This is a genomic window from Planococcus citreus, from assembly GCF_003664125.1.
Classification (GTDB): domain Bacteria; phylum Bacillota; class Bacilli; order Bacillales_A; family Planococcaceae; genus Planococcus; species Planococcus citreus.
This window is the reverse complement of the sequence record NZ_RCCP01000005.1, coordinates 12,028-33,195: the sequence shown is the minus strand read 5'-3', so window position 1 is coordinate 33,195 and position 21,168 is coordinate 12,028. Positions and strand designations below refer to the sequence as shown.

General features: G+C 49.5%; 22 protein-coding genes. 11 read left to right on the top strand and 11 right to left on the bottom strand.

Annotated features, from left to right (window positions below; all coding sequences use genetic code 11):
• Positions 1-4: 4 nt before the first annotated feature.
• The gene (lplA, locus tag DFR62_RS14415) at positions 5-997 is read right to left on the bottom strand and encodes a lipoate--protein ligase (RefSeq protein WP_121301028.1); all 993 of its coding nucleotides are present in this window, start codon (positions 995-997) and stop codon (positions 5-7) included.
• 144 nt (positions 998-1,141) lie between these two features.
• Here lplA and yhfH point away from each other — a divergent pair, with 144 nt between their 5' ends.
• The gene (yhfH, locus tag DFR62_RS14410; protein ID WP_083509120.1) at positions 1,142-1,267 is read left to right on the top strand and encodes a protein YhfH; all 126 of its coding nucleotides are present in this window, start codon (positions 1,142-1,144) and stop codon (positions 1,265-1,267) included.
• An 87-nt stretch (positions 1,268-1,354) separates the two neighbouring features.
• On the opposite strand, the gene DFR62_RS14405 is transcribed toward yhfH, so the two are convergent.
• From DFR62_RS14405 to hemE, 3 genes are all read right to left on the bottom strand, one after another.
• Positions 1,355-1,810, bottom strand: a complete 456-nt coding sequence (locus DFR62_RS14405) for a FixH family protein (RefSeq protein ID WP_121301027.1) — start codon at positions 1,808-1,810, stop codon at positions 1,355-1,357.
• 151 nt (positions 1,811-1,961) lie between these two features.
• Entirely contained in the window at positions 1,962-2,894 is a 933-nt protein-coding gene (hemH, locus tag DFR62_RS14400) for a ferrochelatase (protein ID WP_121301026.1), read from the bottom strand.
• A gap of 21 nt (positions 2,895-2,915) precedes the next feature.
• Positions 2,916-3,959, bottom strand: coding sequence for a uroporphyrinogen decarboxylase (hemE, locus tag DFR62_RS14395; protein WP_121301025.1), 1,044 nt, complete (start codon positions 3,957-3,959; stop codon positions 2,916-2,918).
• A gap of 221 nt (positions 3,960-4,180) precedes the next feature.
• Here hemE and DFR62_RS14390 point away from each other — a divergent pair, with 221 nt between their 5' ends.
• The 3 genes from DFR62_RS14390 to DFR62_RS14380 all read left to right on the top strand — a co-directional run bounded on the left by DFR62_RS14390 (position 4,181) and on the right by DFR62_RS14380 (position 7,007).
• Positions 4,181-4,696 (top strand): antibiotic biosynthesis monooxygenase family protein, encoded by a 516-nt coding sequence (locus DFR62_RS14390; RefSeq protein ID WP_121301024.1) that lies wholly within the window; start codon positions 4,181-4,183, stop codon positions 4,694-4,696.
• Positions 4,697-4,763: 67 nt separating this feature from the next.
• Positions 4,764-5,762, top strand: coding sequence for a sodium:calcium antiporter (locus tag DFR62_RS14385; RefSeq protein WP_121301023.1), 999 nt, complete (start codon positions 4,764-4,766; stop codon positions 5,760-5,762).
• A gap of 78 nt (positions 5,763-5,840) precedes the next feature.
• Positions 5,841-7,007 carry a M20 metallopeptidase family protein gene (locus tag DFR62_RS14380; protein WP_121301022.1) on the top strand — a complete coding sequence of 389 codons (1,167 nt, stop codon included), beginning with the start codon at positions 5,841-5,843 and terminating at the stop codon, positions 7,005-7,007.
• 54 nt (positions 7,008-7,061) lie between these two features.
• Here DFR62_RS14380 and DFR62_RS14375 read toward each other — a convergent pair whose 3' ends face one another.
• Both DFR62_RS14375 and DFR62_RS14370 read right to left on the bottom strand, forming a co-directional pair.
• On the bottom strand, positions 7,062-8,282 hold the full coding sequence (locus DFR62_RS14375; protein ID WP_121301021.1) for an ABC transporter permease: 1,221 nt from the start codon (positions 8,280-8,282) through the stop codon (positions 7,062-7,064).
• Positions 8,266-9,015 (bottom strand): ABC transporter ATP-binding protein, encoded by a 750-nt coding sequence (locus DFR62_RS14370; protein WP_121301020.1) that lies wholly within the window; start codon positions 9,013-9,015, stop codon positions 8,266-8,268. The genes DFR62_RS14375 and DFR62_RS14370 overlap by 17 nt, the downstream gene beginning before the upstream one ends.
• Positions 9,016-9,189: 174 nt before the next feature.
• On the opposite strand from DFR62_RS14370, the gene DFR62_RS14365 reads away from it, so the two are divergent.
• The 7 genes from DFR62_RS14365 to DFR62_RS14335 all read left to right on the top strand — a co-directional run bounded on the left by DFR62_RS14365 (position 9,190) and on the right by DFR62_RS14335 (position 13,563).
• On the top strand, positions 9,190-9,621 hold the full coding sequence (locus tag DFR62_RS14365) for an HIT family protein (RefSeq protein WP_121301019.1): 432 nt from the start codon (positions 9,190-9,192) through the stop codon (positions 9,619-9,621).
• Between the two features lie 103 nt (positions 9,622-9,724).
• A complete protein-coding gene (locus DFR62_RS14360) occupies positions 9,725-10,258 on the top strand; it encodes a tryptophan transporter (protein ID WP_121301018.1) in 534 nt (177 codons plus the stop codon).
• Between the two features lie 123 nt (positions 10,259-10,381).
• A complete protein-coding gene (locus tag DFR62_RS14355; RefSeq protein WP_121301017.1) occupies positions 10,382-10,822 on the top strand; it encodes a YtxH domain-containing protein in 441 nt (146 codons plus the stop codon).
• A gap of 116 nt (positions 10,823-10,938) precedes the next feature.
• On the top strand, positions 10,939-11,499 hold the full coding sequence (locus tag DFR62_RS14350; RefSeq protein WP_083509225.1) for an HTH-type transcriptional regulator Hpr: 561 nt from the start codon (positions 10,939-10,941) through the stop codon (positions 11,497-11,499).
• A gap of 104 nt (positions 11,500-11,603) precedes the next feature.
• Positions 11,604-12,149: a DUF3267 domain-containing protein gene (locus DFR62_RS14345; RefSeq protein WP_121301016.1), complete on the top strand. Its 546-nt coding sequence runs from the start codon at positions 11,604-11,606 to the stop codon at positions 12,147-12,149.
• Between the two features lie 59 nt (positions 12,150-12,208).
• Entirely contained in the window at positions 12,209-12,394 is a 186-nt protein-coding gene (locus DFR62_RS17535; RefSeq protein ID WP_068868672.1) for a hypothetical protein, read from the top strand.
• 248 nt (positions 12,395-12,642) lie between these two features.
• Positions 12,643-13,563: a peptidylprolyl isomerase gene (locus tag DFR62_RS14335; RefSeq protein WP_121301015.1), complete on the top strand. Its 921-nt coding sequence runs from the start codon at positions 12,643-12,645 to the stop codon at positions 13,561-13,563.
• 285 nt (positions 13,564-13,848) lie between these two features.
• On the opposite strand, the gene yhaM is transcribed toward DFR62_RS14335, so the two are convergent.
• The 5 genes from yhaM to DFR62_RS14310 all read right to left on the bottom strand — a co-directional run bounded on the left by yhaM (position 13,849) and on the right by DFR62_RS14310 (position 21,074).
• Positions 13,849-14,787: a 3'-5' exoribonuclease YhaM gene (yhaM, locus tag DFR62_RS14330; protein ID WP_112233607.1), complete on the bottom strand. Its 939-nt coding sequence runs from the start codon at positions 14,785-14,787 to the stop codon at positions 13,849-13,851.
• On the bottom strand, positions 14,784-17,621 hold the full coding sequence (locus tag DFR62_RS14325) for an ATP-binding protein (RefSeq protein ID WP_121301014.1): 2,838 nt from the start codon (positions 17,619-17,621) through the stop codon (positions 14,784-14,786). The genes yhaM and DFR62_RS14325 overlap by 4 nt, the downstream gene beginning before the upstream one ends.
• The gene (locus DFR62_RS14320) at positions 17,618-18,832 is read right to left on the bottom strand and encodes a metallophosphoesterase family protein (protein ID WP_121301013.1); all 1,215 of its coding nucleotides are present in this window, start codon (positions 18,830-18,832) and stop codon (positions 17,618-17,620) included. The genes DFR62_RS14325 and DFR62_RS14320 overlap by 4 nt, the downstream gene beginning before the upstream one ends.
• A 99-nt stretch (positions 18,833-18,931) precedes the next feature.
• Positions 18,932-20,182, bottom strand: coding sequence for an ABC transporter permease (locus DFR62_RS14315; protein WP_121301012.1), 1,251 nt, complete (start codon positions 20,180-20,182; stop codon positions 18,932-18,934).
• A complete protein-coding gene (locus DFR62_RS14310; protein WP_121301011.1) occupies positions 20,175-21,074 on the bottom strand; it encodes an ABC transporter ATP-binding protein in 900 nt (299 codons plus the stop codon). The genes DFR62_RS14315 and DFR62_RS14310 overlap by 8 nt, the downstream gene beginning before the upstream one ends.
• Between the last annotated feature and the right edge of the window lie 94 nt (positions 21,075-21,168).

Genomic DNA, 21,168 nt, shown 5'->3' with positions numbered 1-21,168 from the left:
AATCTTAATAAATCAACTTGAGGAAATCTTCTGTCGTGATCCCCCCGAGCAATTTCGGGATGTCGATCTCTTCAATCGCTTCAGCAAGCGCTGCGCGTTCATATTTCACACCGGTGAGTGCCTGTTCGATTTCCGCTACATCGCCGACACCGAAGAAGTCGCCGTAAATATGCGCTTCCTGGACGATGCCTTTTTCCACTTGGAGGCGGACATCGATTCCGCCGACAGGGAATCGGTGCGAATGCTTGATGTTGAATTTCGGCGACTTGCCGTAATTCCAGTCCCAATTAGCGTAGCGCTCTCTCGACAATTCGTGGATATTGTCCCAATCCTGGTCGGTGAGTTCCCAAAAACGGACATTTTCCTCACCAGCAAAAATTGAATGCAGCACAGCTTCACGGAATTGTCCAACCGACATGTCCTGCTCCAAAAACTCTGAAATATTCGCCACGCGACTGCGGATCGATTTGATGCCTTTCGATTCGATCTTTTCCTTATTCACTTTCAATGCCGAGACGACTTCGTCCATTTTCGTATCGAACAACAGCGTGCCGTGGCTAAACATTCGGCCTCTCGTTGCAAACTGTGCATTTCCTGATATTTTGCGCCCTTCAGCGAGAAGGTCGTTGCGCCCTGAAAGTTCGGCGTTGACGCCCATATCCTGCAAAGCTTTGACGACCGGTTCTGTGAACTTGCGGAAATCACGGAAACTGTTGCCGTCATCCTTTGTAATGAAACTGAAGTTTAAATTGCCGTGGTCATGATAGACGGCTCCTCCGCCTGAAAGCCGGCGGACGACGTGGATACCGTTTGAATCCACATAATCGGTATTGATTTCCTCTGCTGTGTTTTGGTTTTTCCCGATGATGATGGACGGTTCATTGATGTAGAACAGAAGGAACGGGTTTTGGTCGACATCCATCGTTTTCAATAAATATTCCTCGATGGCCAGGTTGATGCGCGGATCTGTTATGCCTTTATTATCTACGAAATACATGATCTCTCTCCTTTTTTACTAGTGACTATCTTTATTTTAACGGAATTTTTCAAAATAATCACGGTTAAGGGTTGACGGATCTAAACTGTTATAATACACTGTGTTTATCACTTACAGTACTATAACAAAAAGGAGCTGGTAGAAATGATTGAGAACGTAGTCGAATTCTTCAAGAACTTGCCCCCGAAACAGTGTGCCACTTGCGGAGAGAAAATCGAAGAGCAGCACGAGTGCTACGGCAATCACTGCCAGACCTGCAACGAAATCTAAATAGACAAAACGGCCGGAGAAATTCTCCGGCCGTTTTTTTATGCATCACCTTAGATCTGTTATGCAACAGTGGCAAGGACGAAAAAATCAATGTCCCATCTTTTCCATGGCATCCGAGTCTTCGCTATCGTCAGGCACGATCGTTTCCGGATCCGGATCGCCTACTGTCAATTCCATTTTTGGCATGACATGCATACGGCGGGCCGTCGTATGGGCTTGGATAAAATACAGCCCTTCTTCTTCCACCGTCCAGCTATGTTCATAAACCCCGTCTTGTGTATGACTTGCTTCTAGCATTTCGCTGTTTTCGCGAGCCCCAGACTGCCATACTTCAAAGACTACTTCATCTGCATCTTCTACTGCCTCTGTGCCTTGTGTGACAGTAGCTGATAGCCGAACTTCTTCGCCGGGCTCGGCGGTTTCTTCTGTATTGAACTCGACTTCCACTTGTTGCGGCAGTTCGCCCGTACCAGCCGATGAATCTTCTTCGCCGCATGCTGCCAACAGCAGCATCACCAGCACAAGTACGATCCATTTTTTCATGTGATTTCCTCCTTGCGGTGGGTACATATTGCTCCCACTGGCCGAAATTTTTGCCCATTCATTGATAAAACGCCGCCACAGTTAACTGCTGAGCGGCGTTTTAGTAACGGTTTATTGATTGAAAACTTGCATCCTAGACAATTCGTCAGGATCAGTTTTCGTTCAATTTATTCAACACAACATTGGCCATTCCATCGATAAACAATGGATCTACGTTCGGCATTTCCGGCCGGCGGTATGTCGCGCCGATTTCATCACAAACAATTTTGCATTCGTAGTCGTTATCGTACAGGACTTCCAAATGGTCTGTGATAAAGCCGACTGGCGTGTAGACGAAAGAAGTATAGCCTTTTTCTTCATGCAAATCGCGCGTCAAATCCTGGACATCCGGCCCGATCCACGGTTCCGGCGTCTGCCCGGCACTTTGCCAGCCAATTTCGTAGTTTTCAACACCCGCCGCTTCAGCAATCAAGTCAGCTGTTTCTTTCAATTGGTCTGGGTATGGATCGCCATTTGCGATGATTTTCTCCGGCAAGGAATGCGCAGAGACGATCAGACAAGATTTCGCGCGTTCTTGTTCTGACATTTCAGCAAATGCTGCGCTTACTTTTTCGCTCCAGAATTGGATGAATTTCGGCTCTGTGTACCAGCTTTCCACTGAAGTCAGCTTGATGCCGAGCTTATCGGCTGTTTCTTTTGCACGGCCGTTGTAAGATTTAACGGAGAATGTCGAGAAATGCGGCGCAAGAACGATTGAAATCGCTTCTTCGATGCCGTCTTTTTTCATCTCTTCCACGCCGTCTTCCACGAATGGCTCGATATGCTTCAAGCCGAGATACATTTTGAACTCGATGTCATCCTGCAATTCGTTCAAGCGGTCACACAAGCCATTTGCCTGATCTTCTGTAATTCTAGCCAGCGGTGAAATGCCGCCGATCGCCTTGTAGCGGTCTTTCAAATCCTGCAACGCTTCTTCGCTCGGTTTGCGGCCGCGGCGGATATGCGTGTAGTAGCGCTCGATATCATCTTCCGAATATGGCGTGCCATACGCCATCACCAATAATCCCATTGTCTTTTTCATCACTATCACCTCGTCAAAGATTTGTTAGTTCTGTTTTTTGTAAGCTGCACTGTATTCATGGACAAATGCCGTCAGACGCTTCAGCGTGTCCGGCTGCACTTCCGGGAAGACCCCGTGCCCAAGATTGAAGATATAGCCATCATCCTGCATGCCCATATCCAAGATTTTTTTCGTACGTTCTTCGATGACAGACCAATCCGCCAGCAAATAAGACGGGTCGAAATTGCCCATCAAGGCTTTCGTCAAGCCTCTTTCACGTGCTTCGGTGATCGGCAATCGCCAATCCAGTCCTACCACATCCACCGGCAGTTCATGCCATTCGTTCGCCAGATGGCTCGCGCCGACACCGAATATTGTCATCGGTACGCCTTCTTCGCCTATTTCCTTGAAAATGCGGTCCATGACCGGCTTGATGAAGATGCGGTAATCTTCCACGTTCAATGCGCCGACCCACGAGTCGAAAATCTGGATCGCTTTTGCACCTGCATGGATCTGTGCTTTCACATAAGGAATGATTGTGTCTGCCAACTTGTCCATGAGCGCAAACCACATTTCCGGTTCTGATACCATCATTGCCTTCGTTTTGTTGTAGCTCTTCGAAGGGCCGCCTTCGATCATATAGCTCGCCAAAGTGAACGGTGCACCCGAAAAGCCGATGAGCGGCACATTCAATTGCTCTTCTGTCAGCAATTTGATCGTTTTCAGCACGTAGTCGACATCTTGCTCAGGATTGATTTCACCAAGTCTATCGATGTCCGCTTTTGTGCGGATCGGATTGCTGATGACCGGCCCGATGCCTGCCTTGATCTTGACGTCCACCCCGATTGCTGGAAGCGGTGTCACGATATCTTTGTAAAGAATCGCTGCGTCGACGTCGTATTGGTCGACCGGCAGTTTCGTGACGTAAGCGCAAAGTTCCGGCTGGTGCGTGATTTCCTCCAATGAATACTTTTCTTTGATCTTGCGGTATTCCGGCTGTGAACGCCCAGCCTGGCGCATATACCATACCGGTACATGGTCGGTCTTTTCCCCGCGCGCTGCGCGCAGGTACGTATCATTAAAAGTCATGAATTATTCATCCCTTCAGTCTTTGCGGCTATAGTTTATCCTTCATTATCCGTCTATACTATAGACGCTCCGCTCCTTATTGTATAGAATCTGGGCGCAATTGTCATAAATTAGACCCGAATGCCTTCACTGATTTGACACCTTCTGTTTCAAGCGCAGGGTTTTCGGGAAAAGTGAACTAGCAACTCAAAATGTATCCCGATTATTAGGAGGCTTTTTCAATGAATGTTTATATGACGACAGGAACCTACGAATTTATGAAAAAAATGCGCGAAAAGCATGCGGATGAAACGATGGTACTCATGCAAGGCGAAAACACGACTTTGTTATTGCACGAAACCGAAGGCAAATCCATTTTCCAAACTCCCCGCCGTTTTGAAGTGGTCGATGGCACCGGCGAGTTCCGCGAAAAAGGATTTTTCGTCATGAATAATATCCCGGTGGCCGATGAAGGGCGCCCTGTTTTTGAGCACCGCTTCAAGAACCGTGCCGGGGCAATCGAAAATGAACCCGGATATGTCGCTTTTCGCGTTTTGCGGCCGCTCGATTCCGATACGTACGTCGTACTGACCGAATGGGAATCTCCGGCATTCTATGAGAAATGGAAAGAGTCGCAAGCTTTTGCCAAAGCACATTCTGAAAAACCGCAGAAAGAAGCGGAAAAACCGCGTGCCAATATCTTCTCCGGTTCTTCTTATGTCACTATGTATAAAGCGAAACCTGAAGAAGACGAGTAACCAACGGCCGGCTTGCCCGGCTATTTTGCTGTCTATATAGAAGAAACCTGTTTAGGAGGAACATCTATTGGTATTCATTTATTTTCTGCTGGCTGCAGCAGTCACCGTGTTCGCCGCCATTAAACTGTCCCAGTATGCGGATGTCATCAGTGAAAAATCAGCGATGGGCGGCATGATGGTCGGAACGCTTCTGCTTGCCGGCGCCACTAGTCTCCCGGAAATTTCCACAAGTTTCTCGGCAGCCGCGATCGGTAATGCCGATATCGCAGTCGGCAATATGATCGGCTCGAATTTGTTCAATTTATTTATCTTAGCGGGATTCGATTTGCTGCTGAACCGCAGACGCATGCTTGAGCGGGCATCCAAGGACCACACCTATTCTTCCCTGCTCGGCATCTTCCTGATTGTGCTCTTATTGTTGGCGTTGTGGTTGCGCACCGATGTCACATTCCTTGGAATCGGCCTCGATTCGTTGGCAATCGGAATAACGTATGTGATCGGCATGCTGATCATCAATAAATTGCCGAACTTGGATACGATCGATATGGACGATGAGCCGGTCGATGCCAAAGCGCCGAAAAATCCGAGTGCGCATTTATCCCCGAAACACGCGGGCATCCGTTTCGCGCTTGTCGCTGTGGTCATCATGGCGGCAGGCACCGCCCTTTCCATTACGGGCGATGAAATTGCTGTCGTGACAGGCATCGGCTCGAGCTTTGTCGGCAGTTTCCTGGTGGCCGCTGCCACTTCCCTGCCGGAAGCGATTTCGGTTTTCGTCGCGCTCCGCCTGTCTAATGTCAATATGGCGGTCGGCGCTGTTCTCGGAAGCAATATCTTCAACATGGTCATTTTGGCTTTGTCGGACCCGATTTACGTGGAGGGCTCGATTCTTGCTGAAGTTTCCGGCGCCAATTTCATCATCGCCAGCGCAGTGCTCGTCATGAGCGTACTGGTAATGTTCTCGCTTTACCGGCCGAAGACAGCTTCAACATGGGCGTATAGCTTGCCATCCATTTTGGTGGTACTGCTTTACTTCGTTGCTTCATATCTGAATTTCACTTACTGACAGGACGGGGCTTCCCCGTTCTGTTTTTTGCTATGTTAAACTAGAGAAAATCCAGAAAATTAGGAAGGATATGATCCAATGATTGAAAAGATCTTTGCTGAACTCGATAATGCCTATCCCGAAATGGTGGAAATCCGCCGCCACCTGCACATGAACCCGGAGCCATCATTCCAGGAAACCAAGACTGCTAAATATATCCGCGATTTTTATGAAGATCTCGGTGTCGATATCCGCTTTGGCGTGGGAGGCAATGGCGTCATCGCGACGATCCGCGGCGGTAAGCCAGGCAAGACGGTCGCCTTGCGCGCCGATTTTGACGCCCTGCCAATTCAGGACCAGAAAGAAACCAGCTATAAATCCACTGTGCCGAATGTGGTACATGCTTGCGGACATGACGGCCATACGGCGACCTTGCTGGTTCTTGGCAAAATCCTCCACGGGCTGCGTGACGAACTCCCTGGCACGTATGTGCTCATTCACCAGCACGCAGAAGAACTTGCGCCAGGCGGTGCGAAACCGATGATCGAAGACGGTGCGCTCGACGGCGTCGATGTCATTTTCGGCACCCACCTTTGGTCGACAACGCCATTCGGGCGGATTGATTACCGGACTGGCCCGATCATGGCAGCTGCAGACCGTTTTGAAATCACTGTTCAAGGGCGCGGCGGCCACGGCGCGATGCCACACGAAACTGTCGACGCCGTTGTGACAGGGGCACAACTTGTCACTAGCCTGCAGCAGCTTGTCGCACGCCGTGTGGACCCGCTCGAGTCCGCAGTTTTGACGATTGCATCATTCGTTGCAGAGAACCCGTTCAATATCATTGCCGACCAATCGAAACTGAACGGAACAGTCAGATCCTTCACCGAAGAAACGCGCACCCTTATGGAGCAGGAAATGGAGCGCGTCGCTAAAGGCACGGCCATCGCGACTAATAGCGACATCGACTTTAAATTCCATCGGGGCTACCCGCCAGTCGTCACTCACGAAAAGGAAACCGAATTCCTGAGAGACCTTGCCGAAGATGTGCCAGGTGTTGAGGAAGTCTTCAATTGCCCGCCGCAAATGGGCGGCGAGGATTTCGCCTATTACCTCGAAGAGATTCCGGGCACATTTTTCTTCACAGGCGCGATGCCGGACGGTGAAGTCTATCCCCACCACCACCCGAAATTCGACTTTAAAGAAGAAGCGATGCTGATTGCCGCAAAAACGCTTGGCAAAGCCGCAGTCACTTGCCACGAATAAACGACATAGTAAAAGGGCTGGAGAAAGTTTCATTTTCTCCAACCCTTTTTTAAATTATTTTCGTTTGTTCAGCTTTGCAGATTTTCTTCTGGCGCCCGCAAGCGTCACGACCGAAACGACGGCTATGACTGCCGCGATAAGTAGCGCTGTTGCAAACTGTCCGAGTGCCAGCAGCAAGACCAATGCCGCTGCAGTTTGGATCAACTGGACCGCGAGCACCCAATTCCATACCGCTTTTTCGCGGCTATGCGTGCTAAGCGGAAACAATTGGTCCATGCGGAAATGTTGGGACTGATTCAAGCCTTGCCATAATTGGATCGTGGAAGCGAACGCCAATGCCCCAGCAAATAAAGCAATCGCGATTTGGAATGGGATGAGCCAAGCGCCGACCAGGATGATCAGCGTCAAACGCACCCATAAAAAGAACAGCTCATCCGAACGAATGAACGTCCGGCTCACCAAATACAAATGGGCATTCGAAGCTTTGCTCTTGATCAAACGATAAACCGGGTTGAGCCATCTGCGCTCCCTCACCTTCCCTTTCAAATGAGGGACGTCGGTGAAATAATTGGCAAACTGGTAAAAGCGCAGCATGCGGTTTTCTTCCAATTCGATGAAATGGCCATAAGGAAATGCTTTTCCCGCAGCGCGGCGTTCCAGCCATTTGCCGTAGAAAATCATCGCGAACAAAAAGACTGCCGAAACAATCATCCATCCGTCGACATACGACCATACAAATCCGGCAACGAGCAAGAACCGGACTGCGCGCTCGAGCCACACTTTGTGCCCTTCATCGGATTTCCGCCAATGAAACTCGCTCCTGACATTCCACCATTTCACAAGCAGCAATAGAATCGGAAACCCGATCAAATAAGACGAAGGCAAGCCGTATAAGGCTTTGATGAGCGGCAAGGAGACGATAAATACGACAATCGGCAAATACAGCTGCGACACATAAGTCCAGCGAAGTGCCGGTTTCAAATATTCATCAAGCCGGCTTTCAAGAGGGAGTAAATACACCCCGTCCGCCTGTTTCAATAAAGTTACCGGCGGGCTGTAGGACAATAGCGCCCCGAACAATACTGCCATCAATAGCGCTGCCGGAAATTCCGGCGGCACATTTTGCACCCATTCGCTGTAAGCGTAGCCGGCCGCCCCGATGGCGAACAGCATGACGACCGCAATATGGCCGGTGACGATGAATTTTAAATAATTCTGGACTTCCGTCGTATAGCGCCGGAGCCGCTTGTCCCATACTTCATGCAGGTTCTTCATTGTCGTCATCCTCGGTCATCGCAATATACAGGTCATCGAGTGAGGCATCCGGCATACCAAATGCCTGGCGCAGCTCCGGCATCGTGCCGATTGCCCGCACGCGCCCGTTGTGGAGCAGGATGATCCGGTCGCAATAGCGTTCTGCTGTCGACAGGATATGGGTCGACATGAGCACTGATGCGCCGCTGCGCTTTTGCTGTTCCATCTGGTCAAGCAGCGATTTGATGCCAAGCGGGTCGAGCCCGACGAATGGTTCATCGATGATGTACAAATCCGGGTCGACTAGAAATGCACTCATGATCATGACTTTCTGGCGCATCCCTTTTGAGAAATGGGACGGAAACCATTTTAGCCGCTTCTCCATGCGGAATTCCTTCAATAAAGCTGCGGAACGCTGTTCGAACACCTCTTGTTCTAAGCCATAAGCCATTGCCGTCAGTTCGAGATGTTCGCGCAAGGTCAATTCTTCATACAGCACAGGCGTTTCCGGAATATAGGAAAAAGCGGAACGGTAAGCGTCGATGTCTTCCTCGAACGTCCGGCCATTGAGTCGGATCGAACCGGATTTCGGCTGCATGATGCCGATGATATGCTTGATGGTCGTGCTCTTCCCCGCCCCGTTCAAACCGATCAAGCCGACCAATTCGCCTTTTTCTATTGAAAAACTTACGTCTTTTAACACGGGCTTTCTCGTATAGCCGCCCGTTAAATTTTTTACTTCCAATATTGCCACTTTCAACACCTCTTTCTTCGTTTACTATTGTATCAAAACTGCGTGGCGAATTCTTTCGGGAAATGGGACGCTTCATGAAGCCGGTCGGAACAAGCTGAAATGTGGAATGACTCGCTCACTGAATATGGTAAACTGAAAAAAGAACGGCCAACCCATTACAGAAAGGATGAGTTTATGAGCGATTGCATTTTTTGCAAAATCATTGCAGGAGAAATCCCGAGCGTCAAAGTGTACGAGGACGAGCATGTCTATGCCTTTATGGACATCATGCCTTTATCAAAAGGGCATACGCTGCTGATTCCGAAAACCCATCGCGAGTTTGTCTACGACATGGCGCCGGAAGAAGCTGCTCAATTGTTCAGCGTAGCGCCTAAGATCGCCAGCGCCATCAAAGAAACCTTCGAACCCGAAGGCATGAATTTGTTGAACAACAACGGGCCAAAAGCTGGGCAAAGCGTCTTCCATTTCCATCTTCATTTCATTCCGCGCTACGGCGCAAGCGATGGGTTCGGCGCCAAATGGATGACCAAAGAGAAAGAGTACACCACAGAGAAGATCCAGGAACTTGCTGAACAAGTGAAATCCAAGCTAGCCTCTGAGGCTTGATTTTCTGTGCTGCACGAGATAAGATCGTAATACGTTTTTCGCCGGCGGCCACGAGGGCACGACCGGGAAAAAGAAACTATCTTGAGCTGAGGAGAGATGAGAAATGAATACGAAAAATCTTGTGTTAATGGCGCTGCTTGTCAGTGTCGGTGCAACATTGTATGTAATGATCCCAGGAATTAATGGCGGGATGAAACCCGACTTTATGCTGACGATGATGTTTATCGGCATCTTGCTGTTCCGTGACGTGAAAAGCGTCTTTTTGCTCGCTGTCACTACCGGAATTATTTCCGGATTGTTTTCAAGCTTTCCGGGAGGCTTTTTCCCGAATATCATCGATAAATTCGTCACCGCATTCGTCTTTTTCGCGCTTGTGACATTATTGAAAAAGCATGCGGCCAAGCTGCCGGTTGGCATTGCGCTCGCTGCTTTTGGAACGGTGCTGTCAGGAACCATTTTCCTGTCGGCCGCCATCTTCATCCTAGGCGCCGATATTCCGTTCACGCTCCTGCTTGCAACGGTAGTCGTTCCGGCGACCATCATGAACGGCGTTGCCTTTGCGGTCATGTTCCCAATCGTCACAGGGCTCATGAAGCGCTCGAACTTCCAAAGTGCCACAGCCGCCAACGTCCGCTAATGCTAAAATGCCTTTCTCTTTCACGGAGAAAGGCATTTTTTATTGAATAGCCATTCATTCCATGTTTTAATTAAGTGAAATAAAGGAAAAGAAAGATAGACGACGAAAGGAGCGTTTACACTTATGAAAGTTACGAATTTTTTTGCCGGCTTGGGTGCCGGTCTAATTGCCGGTGCCGTTACAGCCATCCTCTCCACTCCGAAATCCGGTGAGGAAATGCGCACTTCCATCAAATCAAGCGGCTCGGAATGGAAAGAATCGATGAACGAGCTGAAAGCCCGCATCAATGAATTGAAGGAATCGATCAACCATTTGACGGAAGAATCGAAAACACAAGTACCTGAAGCCGTAGATGGATTGAAAGCATCCCTCCAATCTTGGCAAGAAGGCACAGCTCCCGCGAAAGAACATCTGCAGCTGGAAATCAAAGCGATCCAGAATTCCATCGAGCAGCTGCAGGCGGCGATCAGCAAAGATAAAGACGAGGAAGAGAAGAAAAAAGACAAACCGACGAAAATCGACCCAAAAAAAGCGGAAAATAAGGACGATTCTGAGACAGCTTGACCTTCATGGGTCAGGTTGTTTTTTTTTTGACTAAATTATTTTACTATTCTCACTTTAATTCACTTTGCTTTATTGCTATAATAAAGAAAATATTTCCGGTGAAAGTTGGTGCTCGCGTGAATGATAAAGAATACACAATGAAAGAAGCTATGCTGTACAGCCAAAGAATTGGGCAATTATCGAAAGCATTATGGAAAGCAGTCGAGAAAGATTGGCAGATGTGGATAAAACCTTATGACCTGAATATTAATGAACATCACATTTTATGGATTTCCTACCATTTGAAAGGAGCGTCCATTTCCGATGTGGCGAAATTCGGGGTCATGCATGTCTCCACGGCATTCAATTTTTCAAAAAAACTTGAAGAACGTGAATTGCTGTCCTTCTCGAAACGCGATACCGATAAACGCAATACATATGTAGAACTGACACAAAAAGGTGAAGAGTTGATGCAGGAGATGATCGAACGTTATCACGATACGCCCCATTCGGTCGTCGACGGCTCGCTCCCACTGCGCAATCTATACGGGAAATTCCCCGAATTCATGGATGTCATGGCCATCATCCGCAATATTTACGGCGATGATTTCATGGAGATTTTCGAGGCTTCATTCAAAAACATCGAGAACCGTTTCAATGAGGAAAACCACGTGTTAACCGAGAATAAAAACGGCTGAAAAACACGGTGAAAAATTTCGCCGAAGAAGCTTGCATTCCCCCAGGAAACGTTGTATTGTATGTATCGGCTCAACAACACTATACATCAATGGGAGATACGCATATGCATTGCTGGAAAACAATCAACGTCAAAAAACAATACGGTTCTGACCGCCTGTTCTTCATTTCCGCGCTGATCGGCGCCGGGGTGTTCACCAGCTATTACATGCTGCTGGCCATCATGTATGCCGACCCGTTATCCGACCAGAACTTTTTGCTGTTCATGATCGGAATGCTGGCCATCTACCCTATCCATAAACTTTTGCACCTTCTGCCTTTACTCGGAAGCCGCAAATGCCTGAAAATCAGCATGCGCAAACAATTGAAAATGTGCCCGACCATTTCTTTGTATATCAAAGAACCGGTGCGGAAATCACGTTTTCTGCTAGCGCTTGTTACACCGTTTGCGGTCATCAATACAGCCATTATCGCGCTGAGCATCATTTGGCCGGCTTACAGCCACTATTTCGCCATTTTGCTTGCGTACCATAGCGCTTTGTCCGTTACGGATTTGATCTATATCCGCAACTTGGCACGCTCGCCGCGGCACGCACTTATCGAAGAGACGGACACTGGATTCGAGATCCTGGTGCCGCAGCCAATTGCCTGACCTGCTTTTTTCTTTCCATTTTGCTATAATGGAAGTTAAGGTCAGAGGGGAGGAAACTCATGATAGTCGCATTCGTTGTAATGTTTTCCGTATTTTATCTATTCCAGATCAATCGGATGACATTAGCACTTGTTACATCCCGGGAAATTCCCGAGGAAAACCATGAAAAGATTTTTCGTACCATTAACATATTGATTCTAATCCTGCTTGTTTCATTATATGTCGGGGTCGAATTCACCCCGTAAGCACTTGCCAGAGCAAGTGCTTTTTTCATGGCATTCACTCCAATATCCCCCACTCTTTAACGGATTCGCAATTTTTTGGAACTTTTTATTTTTTCATTCGTTTATGATATAGTAACTACGGAATCACTTAAAACAAACACAAAAAACATCCGGCTGTCCATCATGCAGCAGCGGCTATCCTTTTGTGTAAAATCATCCACCCTATAAATTCAACTTAGATTGAAAGAAAGTTAGGAGCGAATATTTTTATGAAGAAATCAGCCTTTACCCTTTCCATCGCAGCGGCGGTTCTTGCCCTTTCTGCGTGCAGCGATAACGGTTCCGATAGTGAAGTGCTCGTCACTTCCGAAGCGGGAGACGTGACCAAAGAAGAACTTTACGAGGAAATGAAAACCTCTGTCGGGGACCAAGCCATCCAAATCCTGATGATTGAGAAAGTGTTAGGCGCGAATTACGAAGTGACTGACGAAGAAGTAGAAGCGGAGCTCGAAAGTAACAAAGAAGAAATGGGCGAGAACTTTGAACAGTTTCTAGCGCAAAACAACCACACGGAAGAAAGCTACAAAAAAGTCATTCGCCTGAACTTGCTTCAGGAAAAAGCATTGACGGAAGACATCGAAGTGACGGATGAAGAAATCGAGCAGCGGTACGAACGCCAAGGAACTGAATTGAATGCGCGTCATATTTTAGTTGCGGATGAAGAAACAGCCAATGAAGTGAAAACGAAACTTGACGATGGCGGTGATTTCGCTGAACTGGCGGAAGAATACTCCACTGACCCAGGATCTGCCGCTAATGGCGGTTCACTTGACTGGTTCGGCACTGGCGCCATGGTCCCTGAATTCGAAGATGCGGCTTATTCACTTGAAGTCGATGAAATCAGCGAACCGGTCCAATCCCAGCACGGTTTCCATATTATCCAAGTGACTGAAAAACGTGAAGTCGAAGGCCAAGAGCCGCTTGAAGACCAACGCGAAGCTTTGCGTTCTGAAATCGCCATGTCCAAAGCGGATCAATCCACACTACTCCCGAAAGTCGCAGCTTTGATGGAAGAAGCTAACATCGAAATCAAAGATGAAGAACTTGAAGGCGCGCTTGATGAAATCCTTAACACAGAACCAGCTCCTGAAGAAGGAGCCCCAACTGAGGAAGAAACTCCAGCTGAATAAGCAAAGTAAGACCCCCGACATCTTTGTCGGGGGTTTTTATATATTGAAGAGGTTCGTGATGGAAATGGAGACGGCGACTCCTGCGGGAGCAGTGACGGAGCAAAGCGACGGAGCGACATGAGCCGAAGACCCTGCAGGAGCGCCAGCGACGAAGCGGCTGAGGCCATGCCCGCGGAAAGCGTCCGTCGTAATGGACATCAGTAATATACTAAGTATAAAAAGAGGGGCGTTTCCGAAAGCCCTGTCATCAGATTTTCGAATAGCTCCCCCTCCTGTATTTCTGTATTATAGTTTCGGCTTGTAGAATGAGCGGTTGTCGAGTGCGAAGACACGTTCCGAGAACTCGCCTTCTTTCGTTTTGCCGAGCACGCGGTCGAGCATCATCATTTTCGCATCGATATTATCGATATAATGAAGGATCTCCGCTTCTTTTATCATCGGCTTTTTCGGGCTGCCCCATTCTTCTTTTCCGTGATGCGACAACACGATATGCTGGAGGACCATGACTTCTTCCCCTTCGATGCCAAGCTCTTCTGCTGCTTTTGCGATTTCGGTTACCATGATCGAGATATGGCCGAGCAGATTGCCTTCTACGGTATAAGTCGTCGCAACCGGCCCTGAAAGTTCAAAAACTTTGCCGATATCGTGGAGGATGATCCCCGAATACAATAAATCCTTATCCAGGCTTGGATACACTTCGCAAATCGCTTTCCCGAGCTTGAGCATCGACACGACATGATCCGCAAGGCCAGATACGTAATCGTGATGATTGCGCGTCGCGGCCGGGAAAGTCAGGAATTGCTGCTGGTATTTCTTCAGGATATGGCGCGTGATGCGCTGGATTTGCGGGTTTTCCATCTCGAACAGGAACTTCGTCACTTCTTCGTGCAATTCATCTGTACTTTGCGCCGCTGAAGGCAAAAACTCGGCGATCGTCAAGTTCTCCTCCGGTTTTGCCGGACGGATGCTTTTGATGCGCAGCTGGTTTTTACCGCGGTAATTATGGATTTCCCCGCCGACTCTGACAATCGTTTCTGCCGCATACATGCGTTCATGTTCGTCTTTCGTGTCCCATAGCTTTGCCTCAATGTCTCCGCTCTTGTCCTGCAGAACGAGTGACATGAATGGGTTGCCGGTCGTCGTGACGCCTTTGACCGATTGTTTGATCAGAAGAAAATCATCGACTGTCTCCCCGACAGCGCGGGTAGTTATTCCTTTTGTCATGCTTGGATGCTCCTTTCAGGATTCGCCACGTCGATTTGCTGGGCACTTGGCCAAGCTTGCCGCATCGCTTCGTGGCATGTGAAATAAATGAACTGATGGTCTGCCTGCAGCTCTTCCACTAATTTTATCACTTGCTGGCTTCTTCGGCGATCAAAATGGACGAACGGGTCATCCATGATGATCGGGAACGGGTGAGATTCCTTCAAAGAAGATGCCAGCGCAAAGCGCAGTGCCAAATATGCCTGCTCTTTCGTTGCTTGGCTGAGCTCGATGACGCGAAAGCGCAAGCCGTCTTTCCGCAGCGCTTCAAAGTTTCCTTCCTGGCTGAGCAGCAAGCGCACATACTCGCCGCCGGTCAATTGGGTGAAGTACGATTCCGAAAGCTTCAGTACTGCCGGCAATTTCGTCTCTTTCAATTCATCCATCGTCTGCTTGAATACTTCAACGATTGCGCGGTTGACAGCCCATTCTTTGGCTGCATCCTGGAACTCTGCTTTTTTCGCTTCCAGTTCCTGAAGTTTCATCGAATGCCCTTCATCCGACAGTAAATGCCTCGTCAATTGAAGTTTTTCTGCTTGTTCTTCCCATAATGACTGGCGTTCATTCTGCAGTTCATCCAGTTGTTGCTGCGAACGCTCAAGAAATTGTTCTGCACTCTCTTCTTCGTCACCAAGTGCAGCGGGCTTTTCCACTTTCCCGATGGCCGAAAGCTGCGACTGAACCATCTGCAATTGTTCCTGTGCGGACTTTGCTTGTTCCGATAGTTTGGCAGCGCGGTAAAACGAATCTTCATCTGCCACTGCAGCCCTTTTGAACAGCTCATCCATCGCTTCGGAAAGCGTGGCCAATCGCTCAGCGCATTTCCGGGCCTGTTCCGCCAGCTGCTGGTTTTTCTCAAGGATTTTTTCGGCATGCTGAAGTTTCTGCTGGCGTGCTTCCGATTCCGCACGAAGCACGCTGATGACATTGCTTGCACTTACGGGTTTGCCGCATGCACGCTGCGCCTGCTCTAGCCATCCTTCTCGCTGGCCTTCCAAATTCTTTATTTCTTCTGTGACGCGCTCCAGCCGGCTAGCGGCTGCATGCACGTCACGCAATTTATCGAATAAAGTGAGGACGGTAGCGCGTGAAGTATCTTCCGGAAAGCCGAGTGATTTCAGCAATCGCCGGTATTCCTGCAATTCCTCGCTGCTGTCTGTCTGCGGCAGCGCAGCGATTTTCTGCTTGCTTGCCTCGATTGCATCAAATCGTTCATCAAGGCCTCTATCATATTCCGCTAGCTTCATGAGCAAAGCTTCATATTCCGCTTCCTGCCCGCCGTAGCGTTCCACTAATTCATCCTTCGCCGTACCAGATGGTGATTTGCTATCGCGCAGCCAGAGCCACACTGCTGCACCGAGTGCCATCGCCGCAAGCAAGCCTGTCAAAGCGTCTGCGGAAAATGCAGCGATGATCAAGCCGACAATCCCGATGGCCCCCAGCAGAAATTGGGCTAGGCGATTATTGGCAGCCGTTCCCGTTTGCCGTTTTTGCTGCGCTTTGGCCAATGCCAATTGCGGCTCGATGTCGGCCCATTGCTCTGCGCGCTGACGCTGTTCTGCAGGCGGCTCTGCTTCGAGGTATTGTTTTAACGCGCGTTCAGCTTCTGACAATCGTTGCCGCTCTTCTGCCAATCGCCGCTGCCCGAAAGCTTGTTCTTGTTCTGCGCTTTGGAGCGCCTCCAATACGGTCTTCAAGCGGTCTTCCTGTTCGAGCGAGGCATCCGAGAGCAGTGCCTGCTCTTTGTTCATTCCGCATAATTTCAGTAACCGGTCGAGCTCATCCTGCAATCGGCTGCGCTCTTCTTGTTTCACTTTCAATGAAGAATTTATCTGGTGCCATTCGGCTTCGCGTCCGAGCAGGTCTGTTAGTGAATCTGTTTCAGGCAGCTCGCGGACCGGCTCCAAGCGATTGATTTCATTTTCAAGAAAAGCTGATTCGGCCTGTAATTCGTTTTTCTGGTCGAGCAGGCGTTCATACTGGCGGATGCCCGATTCCGGAAAATTCATCGGGCCGCTTTCCGCCACGCGCTCAAGTTGTTGCTTCCGTGCCAATAGCGGCGCCGTTTGACGCCATTTCTCCGCTTCTTTGATCTCTTGAACGAGCACGCTTTCAGTTGGGCCCAGCTCAGCCAATCGCTGTTTGATGTGCTCCAGCCGCTCGGTTGCCGGACGGAAGCTGTCGGCGCGCTGTTTGTATTCGCGCAACTCCGTTTCAAGTTCCCGTAACTCTTCGGTCAAACGGTTGATTAGCGGTAATTTCCCCGCTTTCTTGAACAGCTCGCCCATTTCGCGTTCGAGCTGGCTTTCCATTTTCCCCGCGTGATCGACACCGGCAGTGCCGGAAGATAACAGCGTGCGCGTCAGCTCCTGTTCCGTCATTTGGTCGAGATCCTGGAGTTCGTGGACAGAGAACGAATAAATTGCTTCATAGGATGCCCTGTCATAGCCTCTTAATAACTCCGCCAGTTCTGCCTCGCCCCCGCGGCGCCCGTCTTCAAACCAGAGCGTCACATCCCCTGCCGATTTGCCGGCGATCCGCTCGATCACGACACGGCCATAAACGGGATCGCTCAGCTGTAGCTGGCCGCCGTATTTGCCGCCCGCTTTCGGTTCGTAGCGTTTATGCGCTTGGCTGCGTGCTGAAAAGCCGAATAGCATCTGCAAGATAAACTGTTGGATGGTCGTTTTGCCCGCTTCGTTCATTCCGTAAAATACGGTTATCGGTTTGTTCAGCTCGATGGTCCTGTTTTCGTGGCGGCCAAAACCATAAATGATCAGTTTTTCAAGTTTCATTGCTGGTCCTCCAATGCCATCATCTTGCGGATTTTCGCTACCGCTTCCACCTGCAATTCACTCTGCAGCCCCTCGTTCAACTGCGGCAGGAAACGCCCGCTTTTCGGATGGTTGTAAAGCTCTTTCAACGCCTGTTTCCAGTCATTCGACTGCCAGCTTTCCAAGCGGCTGGCAAGCTGTTTGCCGAACGGCGATAATTCCGAAGAGAGGCCGTTTCTGTCAAGCTGAACCGTTGAAATATGGACAAAGCGCTGTGGCTCGCTGAGCGCTTCGCGTAAAGCATATACAAGCTCTCCATTCGGGATATCTTCCAGCATGTGAAGAGTTGCCTCATCCAGACTTCGGAGTTCCAAATCCACGACGAGCGCCTCAGCGTCATGCGCTTCGAGCTGCTCTTTGGCAATGCTGAATAATTCATTCATGTGCTGGACGCTACTGCAATCGATTTCGATCCGCTCAAAGCGCACTGCTTCTGTTTCAATGAATTCCAATTCGGCATAGCCATCCGTCAGCACGACCTCGTAAAAGCCTTTAGGACCGGGCTCTTTCCTGTGGCGCCCTTGCAGGTTCCCGGGATAGACGATCGGTGGATCCATGGATAATTGCTGCCGCTTATGGATATGGCCAAGAGCCCAATAATCGTAGTTTTTGGCCAGCAATTGTTCTTTGCGAAACGGTGCGTATACAGCGTGCTCTGTGTCGCTTTCCTCAGAACCGTGGAGCATGCCAATCTGGATGACGCCGTTTTCTTTACTTGGATAATGTTCGATCATCGATTCGGTGACATGGCGGCGGCCATAGCTAAACCCGGCAATGTTCACTGTTGCGCCTCTCAGCGTAAAGGTCATATTCTCTACGCTGTCCTGGAACACATGGACATTTGACGGCAAGTCAAAACTCACGCCGCTCCCGCTTAAATGATCGTGGTTGCCATGGCTCAAAAAAACCGGGATGCCCGCTTCATGTAATTGTTCCATGCCTTGCTGAAAACGATGCTGCGCGCGCAAGTTGCGGTCTTCCGCATCGTAAATGTCCCCGACAATCAATAAAAAATCAGGCCGCGTTTCAAGCGCATAGGTAATCAACCGTTCAAAAGCGGCCAACGTGCTGTTCTGCAATGTTTTCCATTGCTCAGCACCGAGCCCTTTCATGCCGCTGAATGGGCTGCCGAGATGCAAATCAGCGCTGTGGATAAATCGAATGCTTGCCATCGTGATCCCCTTTTCAAAAGCGAATATTTGTTCTTATCTTACCATTTCCCCGAGCGAAAAAAAACTGCCTGCGGCAACTTCCCGCAAGCAGTCTCTACATTATTTCTCGTTGCCAAGCTTGATCGCCCGGCGGATATCTTTCAGCGACTGCGATGAACCGTACATCAAGACGCCGCCGCGATAAACGCGGGCGCCGAACCAGCCGAGTATGCCGATCGTCAACAGCATAATCGCAATCGACAACAGCGGCTCCCATAACGGGATATCGAGCAGGCCGACACGCAGGAACATGACGAGCGGCGCGAAAAACGGGATATAGGAAGCGACTGTTACATAACCCGCTTCCGGCATGGAAATGCCCGAGAACGCGATGAATGACGCAATGATGATCAAAATCATCATCGGCAGCATCAATTGCTGAACATCCTCTGTCCGGCTGACGAGCGAGCCGAGCAATGCCGCAAGCACAGCATAGAGGAAATAGCCCAGCAAAAAGAACAGGATGGCATAAAAGAAGGTGCTAAACTTCACTTCGGAAAAGCCCATGACGCTAAATACGCCTTCGGTCAGGTCCGACCCTGAACTTTGGATCGCCAAATATCCGGCAAGCGCGAAAATCATCATCTGCAAAATGCCGAGCGAGCCGATGCCCGCAATTTTCGCAAACATATGCTTAACTGGTGAGACGCTGGAAATCAAGATTTCCATGACGCGCGAGGATTTTTCGTTCGCCACTTCCATGGCGATCATATTTGGATAGTAAATGACCGCGATATAGATAACCATAATCAAAATATAGACAAGGCCGCGCGCTTGGCTTAACTCTTCCTGTGATTTGGAAGATTCGGCAAGCGCTTCACGTTCCATTTCAACTGGCGCAAACAATTGGGCAAGCTCCGTAGCTTCGAGCTCCAGCTGCTCGGCGACCCTCGCTGTCTGGAGGCTCTGAAGCGCGTTTTCTAATTCTGCGGCTTGAGCCGATTCAGTGGCGGACTCCGCTATGTAACGGGCAGTGATCTCATCATCGCCTTCGATAACAAGAAAAGCGTCCATTTCACCTGCTTCCACATCCGTCCTCAATTGTTCTTCAGAAAGCGCGCTCGCTTCTAGTTGAATGGCACTGTCTTGTTGGTCGAGCTGCGCTTGCAAGGCTTCCGTATACTGCCCTGTCCCATCCACCACTTGAATCGTTTGCTGCGAATTGTCGTCTCCATCGAATGACTCGATGATCGACGGCAAATTGGCCAGCAGGAAAAATGAAGCGACAACGACCAGCGTGGTGATCATGAACGATTTCGTCATCGCTTTCGTTTTGAATGCCTGTTTGAAAATAATCCAGAAACTATACATGGGCACGCCCCACCTTTTCAATGAAAATCTCTTCGAGGCTAGGCTCTTCTAAAGCAAACTGGCGCACTGGGCCAAGCTCTAAGGCACGGGCGAGCAAGTTCTGGCCGACCGCTTCATCGGCAATACGGAACACGCCGCCACTGCGCTGAGCGGTAAATTTCTCGACGCCTGGCAATTCACTGAGCGCGGTGATGTCAGCGTCACTGTGGATGCGGACATTCTGTTTGCCAAACGTGCGCTTCACTTCCCGTATCGAGCCGTGTACGACGAGCTTCCCTTTGTCCAAGATGCTCATGTCGTCGCATAATTCTTCGACATGGTCCATGCGGTGGCTGGAGAACACAATGGTCGCCCCATGTCTTTGGAAATCGAGTATCGCTTTTTTCAGCATTTCCACATTGACGGGATCGAGCCCGGAAAACGGCTCGTCCAAAATCAACAGTTTTGGGTTATGTAATAGAGATGCGATTAACTGGATTTTCTGTTGATTGCCTTTCGATAATTCTTCCACTTTCTTATTGGCGTAATGAGGCACTTCAAAGCGCTCCAGCCATTCCTTTGCGCCTTGTTCCGCCTGTTTTTTATCCATGCGCCGGAGCCTGGCCAAGTAGACGAGCTGGTCCTGCACCTTCATCTTCGGATACAAGCCTCGCTCTTCCGGTAAATAACCGATGTCCGGGCTGTCTGCATAACTGATCCGGCGGCCCTGCCACAACACCTCGCCTTGTGTCGGCGTAAGCAAACCGAGCGCCATGCGGAAGGTCGTCGTCTTGCCTGCCCCGTTCGCGCCGAGAAAGCCGTGCATCTGCCCTTCGGCTACATCGAGGGAGATATCGTCTACAGCTGTAAAGTCGCCAAATTGTTTTGTTGCGTTTTTAATCGATAAAGTCATCATTCATGTCCCCTTTCCACCTTTATATACGGCAGCGAAGCCGAAATGTTTCAAATTTGCAGGACATTTCCATGTAAACCCTTTATACTTAAAC